At 72.5% G+C, this 20,410-nt stretch carries 19 protein-coding genes; 12 read left to right on the forward strand and 7 right to left on the reverse strand.

Features of this window, described 5'->3' with window-relative positions; genetic code table 11:
• From PKC53_RS12890 to PKC53_RS12905, 4 genes are all read left to right on the forward strand, one after another.
• Positions 1–875, forward strand: an 875-nt coding sequence (locus tag PKC53_RS12890) for an Hsp70 family protein (protein WP_324429202.1), incomplete at its 5' end; no start/stop codon positions are given.
• 111 nt (positions 876–986) lie between these two features.
• Positions 987–2,135 (forward strand): molecular chaperone DnaJ, encoded by a 1,149-nt coding sequence (dnaJ, locus tag PKC53_RS12895; RefSeq protein WP_324429203.1) that lies wholly within the window; start codon positions 987–989, stop codon positions 2,133–2,135.
• Positions 2,136–2,178: 43 nt separating this feature from the next.
• On the forward strand, positions 2,179–3,837 hold the full coding sequence (locus PKC53_RS12900; protein ID WP_324429204.1) for a response regulator: 1,659 nt from the start codon (positions 2,179–2,181) through the stop codon (positions 3,835–3,837).
• A 46-nt stretch (positions 3,838–3,883) separates the two neighbouring features.
• Positions 3,884–4,093: a hypothetical protein gene (locus PKC53_RS12905; RefSeq protein ID WP_324429205.1), complete on the forward strand. Its 210-nt coding sequence runs from the start codon at positions 3,884–3,886 to the stop codon at positions 4,091–4,093.
• A gap of 217 nt (positions 4,094–4,310) precedes the next feature.
• On the opposite strand, the gene PKC53_RS12910 is transcribed toward PKC53_RS12905, so the two are convergent.
• The 7 genes from PKC53_RS12910 to ppsA form a co-directional block, all read right to left on the reverse strand.
• Positions 4,311–5,453, reverse strand: coding sequence for a PA0069 family radical SAM protein (locus PKC53_RS12910; protein ID WP_324429207.1), 1,143 nt, complete (start codon positions 5,451–5,453; stop codon positions 4,311–4,313).
• Between the two features lie 86 nt (positions 5,454–5,539).
• A complete protein-coding gene (gene dnaB, locus PKC53_RS12915; RefSeq protein ID WP_324429209.1) occupies positions 5,540–6,964 on the reverse strand; it encodes a replicative DNA helicase in 1,425 nt (474 codons plus the stop codon).
• Between the two features lie 139 nt (positions 6,965–7,103).
• On the reverse strand, positions 7,104–7,556 hold the full coding sequence (gene rplI, locus PKC53_RS12920; protein ID WP_324429211.1) for a 50S ribosomal protein L9: 453 nt from the start codon (positions 7,554–7,556) through the stop codon (positions 7,104–7,106).
• 16 nt (positions 7,557–7,572) lie between these two features.
• A complete protein-coding gene (gene rpsR, locus PKC53_RS12925; RefSeq protein ID WP_324429213.1) occupies positions 7,573–7,863 on the reverse strand; it encodes a 30S ribosomal protein S18 in 291 nt (96 codons plus the stop codon).
• A 52-nt stretch (positions 7,864–7,915) separates the two neighbouring features.
• Positions 7,916–8,209, reverse strand: coding sequence for a primosomal replication protein N (gene priB / locus PKC53_RS12930; protein WP_324429214.1), 294 nt, complete (start codon positions 8,207–8,209; stop codon positions 7,916–7,918).
• Positions 8,210–8,240: 31 nt separating this feature from the next.
• Positions 8,241–8,609 carry a 30S ribosomal protein S6 gene (rpsF, locus tag PKC53_RS12935; RefSeq protein WP_324429273.1) on the reverse strand — a complete coding sequence of 123 codons (369 nt, stop codon included), beginning with the start codon at positions 8,607–8,609 and terminating at the stop codon, positions 8,241–8,243.
• Between the two features lie 162 nt (positions 8,610–8,771).
• Positions 8,772–11,168, reverse strand: a complete 2,397-nt coding sequence (ppsA, locus tag PKC53_RS12940; RefSeq protein ID WP_324429216.1) for a phosphoenolpyruvate synthase — start codon at positions 11,166–11,168, stop codon at positions 8,772–8,774.
• Positions 11,169–11,352: 184 nt separating this feature from the next.
• Here ppsA and PKC53_RS12945 point away from each other — a divergent pair, with 184 nt between their 5' ends.
• From PKC53_RS12945 to PKC53_RS12980, 8 genes are all read left to right on the forward strand, one after another.
• Positions 11,353–12,177, forward strand: coding sequence for a pyruvate, water dikinase regulatory protein (locus tag PKC53_RS12945; protein WP_324429218.1), 825 nt, complete (start codon positions 11,353–11,355; stop codon positions 12,175–12,177).
• 6 nt (positions 12,178–12,183) lie between these two features.
• Positions 12,184–12,969 carry a leucyl/phenylalanyl-tRNA--protein transferase gene (gene aat, locus PKC53_RS12950; RefSeq protein WP_324429220.1) on the forward strand — a complete coding sequence of 262 codons (786 nt, stop codon included), beginning with the start codon at positions 12,184–12,186 and terminating at the stop codon, positions 12,967–12,969.
• Positions 12,966–13,703: an arginyltransferase gene (locus PKC53_RS12955; RefSeq protein WP_324429222.1), complete on the forward strand. Its 738-nt coding sequence runs from the start codon at positions 12,966–12,968 to the stop codon at positions 13,701–13,703. The genes aat and PKC53_RS12955 overlap by 4 nt, the downstream gene beginning before the upstream one ends.
• 63 nt (positions 13,704–13,766) lie before the next feature.
• Positions 13,767–15,017: a multidrug effflux MFS transporter gene (locus tag PKC53_RS12960; RefSeq protein WP_324429224.1), complete on the forward strand. Its 1,251-nt coding sequence runs from the start codon at positions 13,767–13,769 to the stop codon at positions 15,015–15,017.
• Positions 15,014–15,994, forward strand: a complete 981-nt coding sequence (gene miaA, locus PKC53_RS12965; RefSeq protein WP_324429226.1) for a tRNA (adenosine(37)-N6)-dimethylallyltransferase MiaA — start codon at positions 15,014–15,016, stop codon at positions 15,992–15,994. Before PKC53_RS12960 ends, miaA begins: the two co-directional genes overlap by 4 nt.
• A gap of 1 nt (position 15,995) precedes the next feature.
• A complete protein-coding gene (locus tag PKC53_RS12970; protein WP_324429228.1) occupies positions 15,996–16,661 on the forward strand; it encodes an ABC transporter ATP-binding protein in 666 nt (221 codons plus the stop codon).
• Between the two features lie 58 nt (positions 16,662–16,719).
• Positions 16,720–19,257 (forward strand): ABC transporter permease, encoded by a 2,538-nt coding sequence (locus tag PKC53_RS12975; protein ID WP_324429230.1) that lies wholly within the window; start codon positions 16,720–16,722, stop codon positions 19,255–19,257.
• Complete coding sequence (locus tag PKC53_RS12980) at positions 19,254–20,399, forward strand: lipocalin-like domain-containing protein (RefSeq protein WP_324429232.1); 1,146 nt, start codon at positions 19,254–19,256, stop codon at positions 20,397–20,399. The genes PKC53_RS12975 and PKC53_RS12980 overlap by 4 nt, the downstream gene beginning before the upstream one ends.
• Positions 20,400–20,410: the final 11 nt, after the last annotated feature.

The raw sequence follows: 20,410 nt of genomic DNA on the forward strand, positions 1-20,410 counted from the left end.
AGGAGTTCTTCGGCAAGGAGCCGCGCAAGGACGTCAACCCCGACGAGGCGGTGGCCGTCGGCGCCGCGATCCAGGGCCAGGTCCTGGGCGGCGAGCGCAAGGACGTGCTGCTGCTCGACGTCACCCCGCTGAGCCTGGGCATCGAGACGCTGGGCGGCGTGATGACCAAGATGATCAAGAAGAACACCACGATCCCGACCAAGTTCAGCCAGGTGTTCTCGACCGCCGACGACAACCAGCCGGCGGTCACGATCAAGGTCTTCCAGGGCGAGCGCGAGATGGCCGCGGGCAACAAGAGCCTGGGCGAGTTCAACCTCGAGGGCATTCCGCCGGCGCCGCGCGGCCTGCCGCAGATCGAGGTCACGTTCGACATCGACGCCAACGGCATCCTGCATGTCAGCGCCAAGGACAAGGGCACCGGCAAGGAGAACAAGATCACCATCAAGGCGAACTCCGGCCTGTCGGAGGCCGAGATCGAGAAGATGGTCAAGGACGCCGAGCTCAACGCCGCCGAGGACCACCGCAAGTTCGAGCTGGTGCAGGCGCGCAACCAGGCCGACGCGATGGTGCACTCGGTGAAGAAGAGCCTGGCCGAGCACGGCGACAAGCTCGACGCCGGCGAGAAGGAGAAGATCGAGTCGGCGCTGAAGGACGCCGAGGCGGCGATCAAGGGCGACGACAAGGCCGACATCGAGGCCAGGACCGAGGCGCTGATGGCGGCCAGCCAGAAGCTCGGCGAGAAGATGTACGCCGACGCGCAGGCCGCCGCCGCGGCGGCCGGTGCGGCCGGCGACGGGGCCGGGCAGCCGCAGTCGCAGGCCAAGCCGGCCGACGACAACGTCGTCGATGCCGAGTTCAAAGAAGTGAAGAAGTGACACGCGGATCGGCCCCGGGGGGCCGGCCGCGGGTCTGCGCCGCGTTCGAGGTGAGCGACCCGGTCCTCACCTCGACGCGGCGGTTCCGTTTCGGGTGAACCGAGATCGCTCATGGCAGCCAAGCGCGACTACTACGACGTCCTCGGGGTGGCGAAGAACGCCTCCGACGACGACATCAAGAAGGCCTACCGCAAGCTGGCCATGAAGCACCACCCTGACCGCAACCAGGGTGACGAGGCGAGGAAGGCCGAGGAGAAGTTCAAGGAGGCCAAGGAGGCCTACGAGATGCTCTCCGACCCGCAGAAGCGCGCCGCGTACGACCAGTTCGGCCATGCCGGCGTCGACCCGAACATGGGCATGGGTCGCGGCGGCGCGGGGCCGGAGGGCTTCGGCGGCTTCGCGGAAGCCTTCGGCGACATCTTCGGCGACCTGTTCGGCGCCGGCGCGGCCGGCGCGCGCCGCGGCGGCAAGCAGGTCTACCGCGGCGCCGACCTCAGCTACGCGATGGAGATCACGCTCGAGGAGGCGGCGCACGGCAAGGACACGCAGATCCGCATCCCGAGCTGGGACGGCTGCGAGACGTGCCACGGCAGCGGCGCCAAACCCGGCACCAGCGCCAAGACCTGCAGCAGCTGCAACGGCGCCGGCACGGTGCACCTGCGCCAGGGCTTCTTCAGCATCCAGCAGACCTGCCCGCACTGTCACGGCAGCGGCAAGATCATCCCCGACCCCTGCCCCAGCTGCCACGGCGCCGGGCGCGTGAAGAAGCAGAAGACGCTCGAGGTCAAGATCCCGGCCGGCATCAACGAGGGCATGCGCATCCGCTCGGCGGGCAACGGCGAGCCGGGCACCAACGGCGGGCCGCCGGGCGACCTGTACATCGAGATCCGCATCCGGCAGCACGACATCTTCGAACGCGACGGCGACGACCTGCACTGCACCGTGCCGGTGGGCGTGACCACCGCCGCGCTCGGCGGCACGATCGAGGTGCCCACGCTCGGCGGCAAGGCCGAGATCGAACTGCCCGAGGGCACGCAGCACGGCAAGACGTTCCGCCTGCGAGGCAAGGGCATCAAGGGCATCCGCTCGAGCTACCCGGGCGACCTGTACTGTCACGTCGCGATCGAGACGCCGGTCAAGCTGACGGAACACCAGCGCAAGCTGCTGCGCGAGCTCGACGAGAGCTTCCGCAAGGGCGGCGACCGCCACTCGCCGAACGCCAAGAGCTGGACCGACCGCGTCAAGGACCTGTTCAAGTAGCCTGCGGACTCAAGTCGCAGCGCCGGCGGCCGATACGCCGGCGATGTACCTGCTCGATCGCGACATCGCCGACTGCCGCGCCCTGCTCGTCGACGGCAACCCGACGTCGCGCAGCATCCTCGCCGCGCAGATGCGCGAGTTCGGCGTCGTGCACATCGTGCAATGTTCACGCACCGCCGACGCACGCAAGCGCCTCGAACTCGAGAACTACGACCTGGTGCTGTGCGAACAGCACTTCCACGGCGACGGCTACTCGGGCCAGGACCTGCTCGACGACCTGCGCCGCGCGCAGATGCTGCCGTACGCGACGGTGTTCCTGATGATCACCGGCGAAGCGAGCTACGCCAGCGTCGCCGAGGCCGCCGAGTCGGCGCTCGACGGCTACCTGCTCAAGCCCTACACCGCGCAGGCGCTGGCCGAGCGCGTCAAGCAGGCGCGCGCGCGCAAGCGCGCGCTCAACGACGTCTTCGCCGCGATCGAGGCTGACCGGCCCGCCGACGCGGCCGCGCTGGCGCTGCGGCGCTTCGGGCAGCGTGCGCCGTTCTGGTTGTACGCGGCGCGCATCGGCGCCGAACTGCTGCTGCGTCTGGGCCGGGTTCCCGCCGCTTCGCAGGTCTACGAGGCGGTGCTCGCACACAAGCCGCTGGCGTGGGCGCGGCTGGGCGTGGCGCGTGCTCAGGCCGACGCCGGCCAGGCGATCGCCGCGCTGCGCACGCTCGACGCGCTGGCCGCCGACGAGCCGCAGTACGCCGATGCGCTGGATCTTCGCTCGCGGGTGCAGCTCGAGCTGGGCCAGCTCGACGCGGCACTGCGCAGCGCCCGCGACGCCAGCACGACGACACCGGGCTCGATCGAACGCGTGCAGCGCCTGGGCCTGCTCGCGTTCTACCGCGGCCAGGTCGACGAGGCGACGAGGGCGCTCGAGCGCGCGGTGGCGCAAGGCATCGGCTCGAAGATGTTCGACCCGCTGGCGCTGCTGCTGCTCGGCGCGCTGCGTTTCCGCGCGCGCGAGCGCAAGGGCCTGCTGCGCTGCCTCGACAACCTCGAGCACCTGGCGCGCGGAGACGACACCCCACGCCTGCCGCGCTTCGTGCGCGTGCTGCGCGCGCTCGACCTGATGCTGCAACGCCAGGTCGGCGCGGTGGCGCAGGCCGTCGACGCACTGGCCGCCGAACGGCTGGAGCCGGACTTCGACCTCGAGGCCGCGTGCAACCTGCTGACGCTGCTCGCGCTGCTGGCCGACACCGGGATCCGCCTCGAGCAGGTGCCCGCCTGGACCGAGCAGCTGGCGCTGCGTTTTTGCACCACCAAGGGGTCGACCGAACTGCTCGCCGGCGCCGCGCTCGACCAGCCGCACACCGCCGAGGCGGTGCAGCGTGCGCACGCGCGCGTACTCGCCCTGGCCGAGCAGGCGATGGCGCTGAAGATGGACGGCGATCCGCGCGGCGCGGTGCGCGCGCTGATCGCACACGGCGCGCAGACGCACAACGCCAAGCTCCTCGAGACGGCCGCGATGACGCTGCACCGCTACCGCACCCAGATCGCCGACGCCGATGCCCTCGCCGCCACCGTCGACGCGATGCGCGAGCGCCACCCCGCCGCCGCCCTGCCGCGGCTCGGCCAGGCGCTCGGACGCCAAGCCGGGGGGCTGCGCCTGCGCACGGCCGCAGCCGCGATCGCCTCGTCGGCGGCGGCGGCGTAGCGCCGGACGCCGCGGCGACGCCGACGCCGCGCGCACCGCGCACGACGTGGTCGCGGCTGCGACATGGCTGCACGACCGTGACGCCAACGCCTGGCTGGCGCTGGCCCGCAACGAGATCGGGCGCTGCGCGACCAATGGCTTCGCGTGGCACAGCCGCGCGCATCAGCGCGCGCGGCTGCTCGCGCTCGGCAGCCAGCCGCAGGGGGCGATCGACGCGCTGCGCCGCGCCGTCGACGCCGACTGGCGCCGCGCCTGAGGCATCGCGCTGCGTCCGGCGCTCGCCGTCGTCGCGCTGAGGCCCGAGGTCGGCGCACTGATCGGTGCGCTGCGCCTCGAGATCGCACGCCAGCGCGCAAGGGTCGAGCGCGAAGGCGGCTGATCGGCGCGGCGCGGCTCGGCGGCACGACCGGCGAGGCGGTGCGCGACGGCTGCCGGTCGCACCGCCCGCCGGCGCCTGGCACCCGCATCGACGGTCAGCCGAACAAGTCGCCTTGCTTGGCGTCAATCGTCGTGCCGGCGCGCAACGGTGCCTGGAAACCCGATGCGTCGAGCTCGATGCGCGTGGCGTTCAGGCCCAGCCGCGCGGCGGCCTTGCGCAGGCGCTGGCGCAGCAACTCGGCCCACACACCCTGCCCGGTCATGCGTGTGCCGAAATTCGGGTCGTTGTCGCGACCTGCGCGCATCTCGCGCACGCGCGCCATCACCCGCTGCGCACGCGACGGGAAGTGCCGTTGCAGCCAGTCCTGGAACAGCGGGCTCACTTCCCAGGGCAGGCGCAGCACGATGCTGAACGCAGCGCGCGCGCCGGCCCCGGCGGCGGCTTCGAGGATGCGTTCGAGCTCGGGTTCGTTGACGAAAGGGATGATCGGCGAGACGCTGACCCCGACAGGCACGCCCGCGCTCGCCAGCGTCGCGATCGTGCGCAGCCGCCGGTGCGGCGCTGCGGCGCGCGGCTCCATGATGCGCGCCAGCGCCGGGTCCAGCGTGGTCAGCGAGACGTACACCGCGGCCCGACCGGCCTGCGCCATCGGCGCGATCAGGTCGAGGTCGCGTTCGACCAGCGCCGACTTGGTGACGATCGCGAACGGGTGCGCGCACTCGGCCAGCACCTGCAGCACCGCACGCGTGATACCCAACCGCCGCTCGACCGGCTGGTAGGCGTCGGTCGCCGAGCCGATGTTGATCAGTGCCGGCTGGTAGGTGCGGCTGCCCAGCGCCTCGCGCAGCCGCTCCGCGGCGTTGACCTTGGCGACGATGCGCGTCTCGAAGTCCAGCCCCGGCGATAGGTTGAGGTAGCTGTGTGTCGGCCTCGCGTAGCAGTAGATGCAGCCGTGTTCGCAGCCGCGGTACGGGTTGATCGACAGGTCGAAGCCGATGTCGGGCGAGTCGTTGCCCGTGAGGATGGTGCGCACGCGCTGCTCGATGACCTGCGTGTGCGGCGCCAGCCGTTGCTCGGTGGCGTGCTGCTCGAGCGTGCCCCAGCCGTCGTCGAAGGCTTCGCGGCGGTCGCCGTCGAAGCGGTGGGCGATGGCCCAGTCGGTGCCGCGCCCCTTCGTGGTGGGCTGGCAGACCCAACGGACCTGAGCGGCAACGCAAGAGCGGGAGGCGTCTGGCATACTGTAAATATATACAGTTATCGCCCGATGCGCCAGCACTCACCGCCCCGACGCGCCCCGGCAACGCGCCCGGCGGGGCGCTGCGATCAGTAGCCCGGGTCGGCGTGCCCGGCGGCCAGGTTTTCGAAGCGCGTCAGCGGCTTCAGGAAGGTCAGCTTCACCTCGCCGGTGGGCCCGTTGCGCTGCTTGCCGATGATGATCTCGGCCACGCCCGGCTCCTTGCTGTCCTTGTTGTAGTAGTCGTCGCGGTAGATGAACATGATGACGTCGGCATCCTGCTCGATCGCGCCGGACTCGCGCAGGTCGCTCATCATCGGGCGCTTGTCGTTGCGCGTCTCGACGCTGCGGTTGAGCTGCGACAGTGCGATCACCGGGCACTGCAGTTCCTTGGCCAGCGCCTTCAGGCCCCGGCTGATCTCGCCGAGTTCGGTGGCGCGGTTCTCGTCGCTCGAACTGCTGCCGCTCATCAGCTGCAGGTAGTCGACGACGATCAGCCCCAGCCGGCCGCACTGGCGCGCCTGCCGGCGAGCGCGCGCGCGCAGTTCGGCCGGGTTCAGCGCCGGCGTCTCGTCGATGAACACCGACGCCTTGCTCAGCTTGTCGACCGCCTCGGTCAGCCGCGTCCACTCGTCGTCGCGCAGCGCACCGGTGCGCAGGTGCTGCTGGTCGATGCGCCCGAGCGAGCCGACCAGGCGCAGCGCGAGCTGAGAAGCGCCCATCTCCATCGAGAACACGACCACCGGCAGCCCCTCGTGCACCGCGACGTGCTCGGCGATGTTGAGCGCGAAGGCCGTCTTGCCCATCGACGGCCTCGCGGCGAGCACGATCAGGTCGCCAGGCTGCAGCCCGGCGGTCTTGCGGTCGAGCTCGTAGAAGCCGGTGCGCACGCCGGTGACCTCCTCGGCGCCGTTCTCGGCCAGCTCGGTGACGCGGTCGATCAGCTGCATCACCAGGTGGTCCATGCGCTGGAAGCCCTGCTTGGTGCGCGAGCCCTCCTCGCCGATCTTGAAGATGCGGCTCTCGGCCTCGTCGAGGATCGTCGTCACGCTACGCCCCTGCGGGTTGAACGCGGTCGTGGCGATCTCGTCGCTGGCCTCGATCAGGCCGCGCAGGATCGCGCGCTCGCGCACGATCTCGGCGTAGCGGCGCAGGTTGGCGGCGCTGGGCACGCTCTGCGCCAGCGCGTTGAGGTAGGCCAGCCCGCCACAGTCGTCGGCCCTGCCCTGCATCTGCAACTGCTCGTAGACGGTGATCACGTCGGCCGGTTTGCTGGCGTTGACCAGCGCGCCGATCGCCGCGTAGATCACGCGGTGCTCCCAGCGGTAGAAGTCACCGTCACGCAGCAGGTCGGCGGCGCGGTCCCAGGCACCGTTGTCGAGCAGCAGGCCGCCGAGCACGCTCTGCTCGGCCTCGATCGAGTGCGGCGGCACGCGCAGGCGTGCGACCTCGTCGTCGCGCGACGTGCCGCCGGCCTCGCGCGGCGCCGAGGGGGTCAGGGTTCGTTCGCTCATGGTCGTGCGATCGTAGGGCATGGCGGCAACGCTGCCGGTGGACGAGCCTGTGTACAACCGGTTGACGGCAGTGGACAACTGCGCCGCACAAAGACAAAGGGCCGGCGGTGGCCGGCCCTCGCACGCGCGGCGTCGCGACTCAGTCGGCTTCGGCGACGACCTGCACCGAGATCTCGGCGACCACGTCGTGGTGCACCGCGACCGACACCGGGAACTCGCCGACGTGCTTCAGCGGGCCGTGCGGCATGCGCACCTGCGCCTTCTGCACCTCGAGGCCGATCTTCTTCAGCGCGTCGGCAACGTCGGCGTTGGTCACCGAGCCGAACAGGCGCCCGTCGACGCCGGCCTTCTGCGCGATGCGCACGGTCTTGCCGGCGAGCTTCTCGCCCAGCGCCTGCGCGGCGGTGAGTTTGTCGGCGGCGATCTTCTCCAGTTCGGCGCGCTTGGCCTCGAACTCCTTGATCGCGGCCTCGGTGGCGCGGCGCGCCTGCCTGGTCGGGATCAGGTAGTTGCGGGCGTAGCCGTCCTTGACCTTGACGATGTCGCCCAGGTTGCCCAGGTTGGCGACCTTCTCGAGCAGGATGACTTGCATGGTGTCTGGCTCCCCCTCAGGCCTTGTGCTGGTCGGTGTACGGGATCAGCGCGAGGAAACGTGCGCGCTTGATCGCCGTGCCGAGCTGGCGCTGGTAGAACGCGCGCGTGCCGGTCAGACGCGCCGGCGTGATCTTGCCGTTCTCGCCGATGAAGTCGCGCAGCGTGTCGACGTCCTTGTAGTCGATCTCCTCGACACCGGCGACGGTGAAGCGGCAGAACTTCTTGCGCCTGAACAGCAGCGACTGCTGGCTGCGGCGCGGCTTGCGGTCCTTGCTGCCCTTGCCCTTGCCTCGTGATGTGGCCATGTGACTTGCTCCTGATGCGATTGCGGGCCGCGCCTCGCGCCGCCCTCGATGTTCATTCGACGGTCTCGACCGTGGTGACGTGGAACACGACGCCTCGCCCGTTGCGCCCACTGGCCAGGAAGCCCGCGAAGCGCGCCTGCGCCCCCAGCGGCAGCGGCATCAGCCGCTGCACCACCTCGTCGCCGAGCGCCACCGCCCTGATCTCCAGCGTGACGCGGCGCGGGTGCCCGGATTCGCTCGCCTGCGACTCGTGCGACAGACCGAGGTCGCAGGCCGGCGTGCCGGCCGGGGTGTAGCGCAAGGCCGAGCGCTCGGTCAGTTGCGCGGTCAGAACCAGCCGGTTCATCGCCGCGCCGCCGACGGCGTCGGCGCCGTGCTCAGGCCGAGGCCTCCTGCTGCTGCGAGGCCTTGCGCGCTTCCTCGCGCTCGACCGCCTTCATCATCACCGACGGCGTGGTCTCGGCCTTGGCCTTGGCCACGGTCAGGTGGCGCAACACGGCGTCGTTGAAGCGGAAGCCCGTCTCGAGTTCGTTCAGCGCTTCGCTGCCGCACTCGATGTTCAGGCACAGGTAGTGCGCCTTGGCGAGCTTCTGGATCTGGTAGGCCAACTGGCGCCGCCCCCAGTCCTCGACCCGGTGCACCTTGCCGCCGGCGTTGGTCACCAGCGACTTGTAGCGTTCCAGCATCGCCGGAACCTGTTCGCTCTGATCCGGATGGATCAGCAGCACGATCTCGTAATGACGCATCGACATCTCCTTGTGGATTTCGCCGCCCGGCGCCATGCCGGGCCGCCGCGAAAGCCGCCCTGGTGCGTCACACAGCCGGGGGCGGCAAGGGAAAACCAAAGATTATAGGAGAGAAGCGGCAGGTGCCCCGCGGGCACCTGCCTTGGAGCCGTCCGCCCGGCGTCAGCGCGCCGCCAGCCGCTTCCAGGTCTCGACGACGCTGTCGGGGTTCAGCGAGATCGACGTGATGCCTTCGGCGGCGAGCCAGTCGGCGAAGTCGGCGTGGTCGCTCGGCCCCTGGCCGCAGATGCCGACGTACTTGCCGGTGGCGCGGCAGGCGGCGATGGCGCGCGAGATCAGCGCCTTGACCGCGGGGTCGCGCTCGTCGAAGTCGTCGGCGAGCTGCTCGAGGCCCGAGTCGCGGTCCAGGCCCAGCGTGAGCTGCGTCAGGTCGTTCGAGCCGATCGACATCCCGTCGAAGTGCTCGAGGAACTGCTCGGCGAGGATCGCGTTGCTCGGCACCTCGCACATCATGATCAGCTTCAACCCGTTGACGCCACGCCGCAGCCCGCGCTCGGCCAGCATCTGCTCGACACGTTGTGCCTGGCGGATCGTGCGCACGAACGGCACCATGACCTCGACGTTGGTCAGGCCCATGTCGGTGCGCACGCGCTTGAGCGCCTCGCACTCCATCGCGAAGGCGTCGCTGAAGTCGGCGTTGATGTAGCGCGACGCGCCTCGGAACCCCAGCATCGGGTTCTCCTCGTCGGGCTCGTAGCGGCTGCCGCCGATCAGCTTGCGGTACTCGTTGCTCTTGAAGTCCGACAGCCGCACGATCACCGGCTTGGGCCAGAACGCCGCGGCGATCGTCGCGATGCCCTCGGCGAGCTTGTCGACGTAGAACGCGCGCGGGCTGGCGTGGCCGCGCGCCACCGACTCGACGGCCTTCTTCAGGTCGAGGTCGATGTTGGGGTAGTCGAGGATCGCCTTCGGGTGCACGCCGATGTTGTTGTTGATGATGAACTCCAGGCGCGCCAGCCCGACGCCCGAGTTCGGCATCTGCGCGAACTCGAACGCCAGCTGCGGGTTGCCGACGTTCATCATGATCTTCACCGGGCAGTACGGCAGTTCGGTGCGCTCGACCTCGGTGACCTCCGTCTCGAGCAGGCCGTCGTAGACGAAGCCCGTGTCGCCCTCGGCGCAGCTGACGGTGACCAGCGCGCCGTCGTGCAGCGCTTCGGTGGCGTTGCCGCAGCCGACCACCGCCGGGATGCCCAGCTCGCGCGCGATGATCGCCGCGTGGCACGTGCGCCCGCCGCGGTTGGTGACGATCGCCGCGGCGCGTTTCATCACCGGCTCCCAGTTCGGGTCGGTCATGTCGGCGACCAGCACGTCGCCACTTTGCACCTTGTCCATCTCGGCCAGGTTGTGCACCACGCGCACCGGCCCGGTACCAATCTTCTGGCCGATCGCGCGGCCCTCGACCAGCACGTGGCGCTGGCCGGCACCCTTGAGCCGGTAGCGGTGCTCGACCCGCGCCTGGCTCTTCACCGTCTCGGGGCGCGCCTGCAGGATGTAGAGCTTACCGTCGCCGCCGTCCTTGCCCCACTCGATGTCCATCGGCCGGCCGTAGTGCTGCTCGATGACCAGCGCGTAGCGCGCGAGCTCGACCACGTCGGCGTCGGACAGCGAGTAGCGGTTGCGCTGCTCGGGCGGCGTGTCCACCGTCTTCACCAGCTTGCCGCCGGCGGCCTTCTCCTCGGGGCTCGTGAACACCATGCGCAGCAACTTGCTGCCCAGGTTGCGGCGGATGATCGGTTGCTTGCCGGCCTTCAGCGCCGGCTTGTGCACGTAGAACTCGTCGGGGTTGACGGCGCCCTGCACCACCGTCTCGCCCAGGCCGTAGCTGGCGGTGATGAACACCACGTCGGCGAAGCCGCTCTCGGTGTCGATCGTGAACATCACGCCGGCTGCGCCCAGGTCGGAGCGCACCATGCGCTGCACGCCGGCCGACAGCGCGACGTCGCCGTGCGCGAAGCCCTTGTGCACGCGGTAGGCGATCGCACGGTCGTTGTACAGCGACGCGAACACCTCCTTCATCTTCGCCAGCACGTCGTCGATGCCGACGACGTTGAGGAAGGTCTCCTGCTGGCCGGCGAACGAGGCGTCGGGCAGGTCCTCGGCGGTGGCCGACGAGCGCACCGCGAACGACGCCCCGGGCTGACCGGCGGCCAGGCGTTCGTACTCGGCGCGCACCGCGGCCTCGAGCCCGGCCGGCAGCGGCGCCTCGACCACCCAGCGACGGATCTCGGCGCCGGCGGCGGCCAGCGCGCGCACGTCGTCGATGTTCAGGCCCGCCAGCCGCTGCTCGATCTTCGCGGTCAGCGCGTTGTGCTGCAGGAACTGGCGGTACGCGTGCGCCGTCGTCGCGAAGCCGCCGGGCACGCGCACGCCCGAGGCGGCCAGCTGGCTGATCATCTCGCCGAGGGAGGCGTTCTTGCCGCCCACCGACTCGACGTCGGTCATTCTCAGCTGTTCGAACGGCACGACCAGGGCGGTCGCCAGTGAGGTCGATGACATGAGTGCACTCCGTGATGACAAGAAACGGGGGCCATCGACCAGCCTGCGCGCACCCCCGCCGCGAGGCGTTGGGGTGGTGTTTTCGATACACGGGGGGGCATGATGGCGCGCGGCGACGGCGGTTGCGCGGATTCTAAGAAGGATTGCCTATCATGCGGCCGTGTCGACAGCCGCGCTTGCCCCCATGCCCGACCGAAGCGTGTTCTTCGTCTCCGACGGCACCGGCATCACCGCCGAGACTTTCGGCAACTCGATCCTCGCGCAGTTCCCGATCAAGCCGCGGCACGTGCGCCGCCCGTTCGTCGACACCGTCGACAAGGCCTGGCAGGTGCGGCGCGAGATCAACGAGACCGCCGAACGCGAGGGCAAGGCGCCGATCGTGTTCGTCACGCTGGTCGACCCGGCGACGCGCGACGTGATCGACGACCCCGCCTGCCGCGGCGTGGTGATGGACATGTTCCGCACCTTCGTCGAGCCGCTCGAGCACGAACTGGGCGTCAAGTCGAACCACCGCATCGGGCGCTTTTCCGACGCCGCGCACAGCGAGGAGTACCACCACCGCATCGAGGCCATCAACTTCGCGCTGCAGCACGACGACGGCCAGTCGGCGCGCAATCTCGAGGCGGCCGACGTGATCCTCGTCGGCGTCAGCCGCAGCGGCAAGACGCCGACCTCGCTGTACCTGGCGATGCAGCACGGCATCAAGGCGGCCAACTACCCGCTGATCCCCGAGGACTTCGAGCGCGCGCGCCTGCCTTCGGCGCTGGCGCCGTTCAAGGGCAAGTGCTTCGGCCTGACGATCGACCCCGAGCGGCTGTCGCAGATCCGGCACGAGCGCCGCCCGGGGAGTCGCTACGCGGCGATCGACAACTGCCGCTACGAGGTGCGCGAGGCCGAGTCGATGATGCGCCGCGAGGGCATCGCCTGGCTGAGTTCGACGCACAAGTCGATCGAGGAGATCGCCACGACGATCCTGCGCGACATCCGCCCCGACCGGCTGGTGTACTGACCCGCGATGCGTGCCTCGCCGGTGCCCTGGATCGACGACGACGCGACGCCGCTGCCGCCGACGTCGCAGGCGCTCGGCCCGGGCACGCTGGCGCCGGGGCTGCTCGCCGTCGGCGGGCGGTTGAGCCTGCAGCGGCTGCGCGAGGCGTATCGCCACGGCGTGTTCCCCTGGTTCTCGTCGGGGCAGCCGGTGCTGTGGTGGGCGCCCGACCCGCGCATGGTGCTGCCGGTGGCCGAGTTCCGCATCAGCCGCTCGCTGCGCAAGACGCTGCGCCGCTTCGTCGCCGACCGGCGCTGCGCGGTGCGCATCGACGCCGCGTTCGAGCGCGTCATCACCGAGTGCGCGCGCGTGCCGCGCCAGGGGCAGGAAGGCACCTGGATCGTGCCCGAGATGATCTCCGCCTACGGCGACTGGCACGCGATGGGCGAGGTGCACAGCTTCGAGTGCTGGATCGACGGCGAACTCGTCGGCGGGCTGTACGGCGTCGCGCTGGGCCGCATGTTCTTCGGCGAGTCGATGTTCGCCCGGCGCACCGACGCCTCGAAGATCGCGCTGGCCGCGCTGGTCGCGTTCTGCCGGGCGCACGGCATCGCGTGGATCGACTGCCAGCAGAACACCGAACACCTGGCGTCCTTCGGCGCACGCGAGGTGCCGCGCGCCGAATTCGAACGCCACCTGGCCCGCACCCAGGGGGCCGCGCCGGTGCGCGATTGGACCTATCATGCCTCGCATTGGGCGCAACTCGGGCTGCGCGCAGCCGAGGCCGGCCCCGCTTCCGACGACGACGCGTGACCCACCCGAAAGAGCTTCCGCTCGCCTCGCTGCAGTTCTACGCCACCGCGCCGTACCCGTGCAGCTACCTGCCGGGCCACCAGGCGCGCTCGCAGGTGGCCACGCCCAGCCACCTGATCCACGCCGACGCGTACTCGGGGCTCGTCGCGGCGGGTTTCCGGCGCTCGGGGCTGTTCACCTACCGCCCCCACTGCGACGGCTGCCGCGCCTGCGTGCCGCTGCGCATCCCGGTCGAGCGCTTCCACCCCAGCCGCAGCCAGCGCCGCGCGGCCAGGGCGCACGCCGACCTGAAGGCGCGCGTGCTGCGGCTGTGCTTCGTGCCCGAACACTATCAGCTGTACCTGCGCTACCAGTCGGGCCGTCACGCCGGCGGCGGCATGGACCACGACAGCGTCGACCAGTACACGCAGTTCCTGCTGCAAAGCCGCGTCAACTCGCGGCTGGTCGAGTTCCGCGAGCCGCAGCCCGACGGCTCGCCCGGTGCGCTGAAGATGGTCGCGATCCTCGACGTGCTCAACGACGGCCTGTCGGCGGTCTACACCTTCTACGACCCCGACCCCGGCGCCAGCTACGGCACCTACGGCGTGCTGTGGCAGATCGCGCAGACGCGCCAGCTCAAGCTGCCGCACGTCTACCTCGGCTACTGGATCGGCGACAGCGCGAAGATGTCGTACAAGGCGCAGTTCCGCCCGCACGAGGTGTTCGTCGACGGGCGCTGGACGCTGCGCGAGTAGCCGCCCCGCGACGCCCACCCCCCGGCGCCGGTGCCGCGGGCGGCGGCCTGCTAACCTGCCGCCATGTCGTCTTCCGTCGACGCCGCCGCCGCGGCGCCAACCGTGGCCGTCGCGCCGCACGTCGTCGCGCTGTCGCTGGCGCTGCTGCTCGGTCTGCAGCCGGTGGTCACCGACCTGTACCTGCCCGCGCTGCCGCAGCTTGCGCGCGACCTGCGCGCGCCGATGGGCGCGACGCAGCTGACGATGTCGGCGCTGATCCTCGCGTTCGGCGTCGCCCAGCTCGTGTGGGGGCCGGTGGCCGACCGCTGGGGGCGCCGCCCGGTGCTGCTGGGCAGCCTGGCGCTGTTCACGCTGGCCAGCGTCGGCGCGGCGCTGGCCGGCTCGATCGAGGTGCTGGTCGGCTGGCGCGCCGCACAGGGTGCGACGATGGCCGCCGCGGTGGTGTGTGCCCGCGCGATGGTGCGCGATCTGTACGAGCCGCACCAGGGCGCGCACGTGATGTCCAAGGGCCTGTCGGGGCTCGGGCTGATCGCGCTGTCGAGCCCGGTGCTCGGCGGCGTGCTCGCCGCGTTCGGCGGCTGGCGCGCGGCGTTGGGTGCGGTGGCGCTGATCGTCGCGGCGACGCTGCTGTTCGTCTGGCGCGCGCTGCCCGAGACGCACCGCCGCCGCGACCCGCACGCCACGCGCCCGGGGCCGCTGTGGCGCACCTCGCGTGGCGTGCTGCGCCACCCGACCTTCGTCGCCTGGACCGCGCTGACCTCGTGCACCTACGGCGGGCTGTACACGATCCTCGCGTCGTCGTCGTTCGTCTACATCGAGGTGCTGGGCCTGAGCCCGGCGCTGTACGGGGTCGCGCTCGGCTCGGGCTCGATCGCCTACCTGGCCGGCACCGTCGTGTGCCGCCGCTGGCTGCGCCGCCACGGGCTGACCGGCGCGGTGCGCCGCGGCGGCGCCTTCACGCTCGCCGGCGGGCTGGGGATGGCGGCGCTGGCGTTCGCCGGCGTCGGCTCGGTGTGGGCGATGCTGGTGCCGCACTGGCTGTTCCTGTTCGGCCACGGCATCCACCAGCCGTGCGGCCAGTCGGGCGCGATCGGCCCGTTCCCGCAGGCCGCCGGGGTCGCGGCGGCGCTGGCCGGCTTCGTGCTCGCCGCGACCGCGTTCGCGGCCGGGCTGTGGCTCGGCGTCGCGCTCGACGACACGGTGCGTCCGATGGCCTACACCGTCGGCTTCTGGGCGCTGGCCACCGCCGCGGTGGCGTGGACGCTGGTGCAGCGCCACGGCGCGCCGCACCCGGCCGTGCAGCGCGCCGCATGAGTCGCACCTCGGTGATGCCCGCACCGCGCTGGGTCGGTCTCGCCGGGCCGACCGCGTCGGGCAAGAGCGCGCTGGCGCTCGAGCTCGCCGCCGAGTGGACGGCGCAGGGCCCGCAGCCGGTGGAGATCGTCAGCGTCGACTCGGCGTTGGTCTACCGCGGCATGGACCTCGGCACCGCGAAACCCTCGCCGGCCGAGCGCGCGCGCGTGCCGCACCACCTGATCGACCTGATCGACCCGACGCGGTCGTACTCGGCGGCGCAGTTCGTGGTCGACGCGTCGCGCTGCATCGCCGAGATCGCGGCGCGCGGCGCGCTGCCGCTGCTGGTCGGCGGCACGATGCTGTACTTCAAGGCGCTGATCGAGGGGCTCGACACGATCCCGGCGGCCGACCCGGCGCTGCGCGCCGCGCTCGACGCCGAGGCCGTCACGCGCGGCTGGCCGGCGCTGCACGCCGAGCTGGCACGCGTCGACCCGACCACGGCGGCGCGGCTGGCGCCCCACGACGCGCAGCGCATCCAGCGCGCGCTCGAGGTTTGGCGCGCCACCGGGCGGCCCCTGTCGAGCTACCACCGCCGCGGCGCGGCGCCCGCCGCCGCCACCGCGGCGCTGGTGGCGCTCGAACCCGCGTCGCGCGGCTGGCTGCACCAGCGCATCGCGCATCGCTTCGCGACGATGCTCGACGCCGGGCTGGTCGACGAGGTGCGCCGCCTGCGCGCGCGAGGCGACCTGCACGCGGGGCTGCCGTCGATGCGCTGCGTCGGCTACCGTCAGGTCTGGCAGGCCCTCGACGAGGGGCTGCAGGGCGACGCGTTGCGCGAACGCGTCTTCGCCACCGGGGTGGCGGCGACGCGCCAGCTCGCCAAGCGTCAGCTGACCTGGCTGCGCGGCATGCCGCAGCGCCGCGTCGTCGCCTGCGACGCCGCCGACGTCGCCGTGCGACTGCGCGACGCCGTTGCCGCCGCGGCGGGCGCGTGACGTGGACGGGACTCGCGTGGTGCTCGACGTGCGCGGCCTGGCCAAGGCCTACGGCGACACGCTGGTCTTTGCCGGCGTCGACCTGCAGGTGGCCGCCGGCGAGGTCGTCGCGCTGCTCGGCGAGTCGGGCGTCGGCAAGTCGACCCTGCTGAACTGCATCGCCGGGCTCGACCAGCCGGCGCGCGGACAGGTGCGGGTCGACGGCGTCGATGTCGGTGCGCTCGCCGAACCGGCGCAGGCGGCGTGGCGCCGCGGCGCGGTCGGCTTCGTGTTCCAGGCGTTCCACGTGCTGCCGCACCTGACGGTGGGAGACAACGTCGCGCTGCCGCTGCTGCTGCTCGGCCGGCGCGACCCGGCGCGGGTGGCGCAGATGCTGCACACCGTCGGCCTCGCGGGGTTCGAGCCGCGGCTGCCGCGCACGCTGTCGGGCGGCCAGCTGCAGCGCGTGGCGATCGCCCGCGCGCTGGTGCACGCGCCGCGCCTGCTGCTCGCCGACGAGCCCACCGGCAACCTCGACCCGGCCACCGCCGCGCGCATCGTCGAGCTGCTCGCGGCGCAGGTGCGCGCCGCCGGCGCCGCGGCGCTGATGGTCACGCACTCGACGCAGGCGGCCGCGCACGCCGACCGCGTGCTGCGTCTGACCGCCGCGGGGATCGTCGCGGCATGAGCGCGCCGGGCCCGCGCCCCGTGCACGCCGCGGCGCACGCCGTGCGCGGGTGCGTCCCATGAGCGCCGCCGGCAGCGTGCCGCTGCCCGCGTTGCTGGCCACGTTGGCCTGGCCCGAGTGGCGCCACCACCCGTGGCGCCAGGCGGCCGCGGTGCTGGCGGTGCTGCTCGGCGTCGCGCTGGCGTTCTCGGTGCATCTGATCAACGCGTCGGCGCTGTCGGAGTTCTCGGCGGCGGTGCGCGCCGCCAACGGCGAACCCGACCTGAGCCTGCGCGGCACGCAGCGCGAAGGCTTCGACGACGCGCTGTACGAGCGCGTGGCCGGCGCCGCCGGCGTTCGCGTGGCCAGCCCGGTGGTCGAGGCCGAGGCCCAGGCCCACGCCGCCGACGGCCGGCGCGTCGCCCTGAAGCTGGTCGGCGTCGACGCGCTGCGCGTCGCCGCGGTGGCACCGGGGCTGCTGCCACGCGTCGACGAAGGCAGCGAGCGCGGCGCCTTCCTCGCCCCCGATGCGGTGTTCGTCAACCCCGCCGCGCAGCAGCGCCTGGCGCTGGCCGCGGGCGACATGCTGGCGCTGCAGATCGGCCCGAGACGGGTTCAACTGCGCGTGGCGGGTAGCGTCGCCGCCGGCGGGCCGCCACTGGCGGTGCTCGACGTCGCCGCGGCGCAGCCGCTGCTGGGCTTCGACGCGCGCCTCAGTCGCATCGACCTGCGCCTCGAACCCGGCGTCGACACCGACGCGTGGCTGCGCGCGCTGACGCTGCCGCCGGGTGTCGCCGCCGTCCCGCCCGACGCGGCGGCGCAGCGCGTGTCGAACCTGTCGCGCGCGTACCGCGTGAACCTGACGGTGCTCGCGCTGGTGGCGCTGTTCGTCGGTGCGTTCCTGGTGTTCTCGGTGCTCGCGCTGTCGGTGGCGCAGCGCACGCCGCAGTTCGCGCTGCTCGGCGTGCTCGGGCTCGGCGCGGCCGAGCGCCGGCGGCTGGTGCTCGCCGAGTCGGCGCTGGTCGGTGCGCTCGGCGCCGCGCTCGGGTTGCTTGCCGGCACCGCGCTGGCCGCGCTGGCGCTGCGCTGGCTGGCCGGCGATCTCGGCGGCGGCTACTTCCCCGGCATCGCGCCGGCGCTGCAGTTCTCGTGGTCGGCGGCGCTGGTGTTCGGTGCGCTCGGCGTCGCCGCCGCGCTGGCCGGCGGCTGGCTGCCGGCGTGGCAGGCCAGCGCGCTCGCGCCGGCGCAGGCGATCAAGGGGCTCGGCGGCGTCGCCGCGACTGCGGCGCACCCGGGCTGGGGCGCCGCGCTGCTCGTCGCCGGCGTGCTGCTCGCGCTGCTGCCGCCGTGGCGAGGGCTGCCGTTGGCCGCCTATGCGTCGGTCGCGGCGCTGCTGCTCGGCGGCATCGCCTGCGTGCCGGTGGCGGTCGGCGCGGTGCTGGCGCGCCGGCACCCCCGGCGCAACGCGCTGGCGCTGCTCGCGGTCGAGCGCGCGCGCCACGAGCGCCAGGCGGCGACGGTGGCGGTGGCCGGCGTCGTCGCCAGCCTGAGCCTGGCGGTGGCGCTGACGGTCATGGTGGCGAGCTTTCGCGACGGCGTCGCGCGCTGGCTCGACACCGTGCTGCCGGCCGACCTGTACGCGCGCACCGCCGCCACCAGCGCGGCGGCCGACACGGCGTTCCTCGAACCGGGATTCGTCGACGCGGTGGCCGCGCTGCCCGGCATCGCGCGGGCCGAGGCGACGAGGCTGCGCGCGCTGCAGCTCGACGTGCTGCGCCCGGCGGTGACGCTGATCGCGCGCCCGCTGCCCGACCCTGCGCAGGCGCTGCCGTTGGTCGACGCGCCGGCGGCGCCGCGAACGGCCCTGCCCGGCGCATGGGTCAGCGAGGCGATGGTCGCACTGTACGCTGCCACCCCCGGCGCCACGCTGTCGCTGCCGATCGGTGCGGGAGGCGCCGCGGTGGACTTCGAGGTGCGCGGCGTGTGGCGCGACTACGCGCGCCAGTTCGGTGCGGTCACCATCGACGCCGCCGACTACCGCCGCGCCAGCGGCGACGCGCGGGTCAACGACCTCGCGCTGTGGCTGGCCGCCGGCGCGCGCGCCGACGCGGTGCAGGCCGCGGTGCGCGCGCTGGCCCCCGACGCCGCGGCGCTCGAGTTCGCGCAGCCCGGCGAGATCCGCGCCGTGTCGCTGCGCATCTTCGACCGCAGCTTCGCCGTCACCTACTACCTGCAGGCGGTGGCGATCGGCATCGGGCTGTTCGGCATCGCGGCGAGCTTCTCGGCACAGGTGCTGGCGCGACGGCGCGAGTTCGGGCTGCTGGTGCACCTGGGGCTGACGCGGCGGCAGATCGTCGGCGTGGTCGCCGGCGAGGGGCTGGCGTGGACCGCCGCCGGCGCGCTCGTCGGGCTGGCGCTGGGGCTGGCGGTGGCGGTGGTGCTTGTCAAGGTCGTGAACCCGCAGAGTTTTCACTGGACGATGGAACTGCTGCTGCCATGGGGCCGCCTGGCCTGGCTCGCCTGCGCCGTCGGCGTGGCCGGCGGCGTCACCGCGGCGTTGAGCGCGCGCGCCGCCGCCGGCCGCGACGCCGTGCTCGCGGTCAAGGAGGACTGGTGACGACGCTGGTCGCGCGCCGCCGCCTGCTGCTCGCGCTGCCCGCGCTGGCCGCCGGCCGCGCCGCCGGCGCGCAGGTCGACGACACGGCGCCACGGGTCGTGCCGCGGCCGCTGCAGTTCCCGCGCGACTTCGGCGCGCACCCCGAGTTCCGCACCGAGTGGTGGTACGCCACCGGATGGTTGCACGCCGACGACGCGGCAGATCGCGCCGGCGCGCCGACGTTCGGCTTTCAGCTGACGTTCTTCCGCTCGCGCGCCGCGCACGCCGGCGCCTGGGCGGACAACCGCAGCCGCTTCGCGCCGCGCCAGCTGCTGTTCGCGCATGCCGCGCTGACCGACCTGCGCGAAGGCCGGCTGCGGCACGCGCAGCGCATCGCGCGCTGGTCGGGCGATGCGCAGGCCGCGACGGCCGCCGCCGCGCTCGGCGACACGCGCGTGCACCTCGGCGACTGGCGCTTCGCGCGCGACGGGGCGCCCGAGCGCAGCCGTTACGTCGCGCGACTCGGCGACGCCGACGCCGGCTTCGCGTACGAGCTCGAGCTCGCGACCACCCAGCCGCTGCTGCTGCAGGGCGACGCCGGCTTCAGCCGCAAGGGCCCCGAGCCGTCACAGGCCAGCCACTACTACAGCCAGCCGCATCTCTCGGTGCGCGGGCGGCTGCATCTGGGCTCGGCGTCGACCGAGGTGCGCGGGCGCGCCTGGCTCGACCACGAGTGGAGCGAGACGCTGCTGCACCCCGAGGCCGTCGGCTGGGACTGGATCGGCATGAACCTCGACGACGGCGGCGCACTGACCGCGTTCCGGCTGCGCCGTGCCGACGGCAGCACGGTGTGGGCCGGTGGCAGCTACCGCGCTGCCGGGGGCGCAGTTCGCAGCTTCGACGCCGGCGCGGTGCACTTCGCACCCGGGCGGCGCTGGGCCAGCGCGGCCACGCGCGCGAGCTATCCGGTGCAGTGGCGCATCGACACGCCGGCCGGGCGCTTCCAGGTCGAGGCGCTGCTCGACGCGCAGGAGCTCGACAGCCGGGGCTCGACCGGTGCGGTGTACTGGGAGGGTCTGAGCGAGTTGCGCGACGCGGGCGGCCGCCGCGTCGGCGCCGGCTACCTCGAGATGACCGGCTACGCGGCGCCGCTGCGGCTGTGAGTCCTTGACCC

The sequence above is a fragment of the Azohydromonas sp. genome, from assembly GCF_035325925.1.
In the GTDB taxonomy this organism is placed as follows: Bacteria; Pseudomonadota; Gammaproteobacteria; order Burkholderiales; family Burkholderiaceae_C; genus Calidifontimicrobium.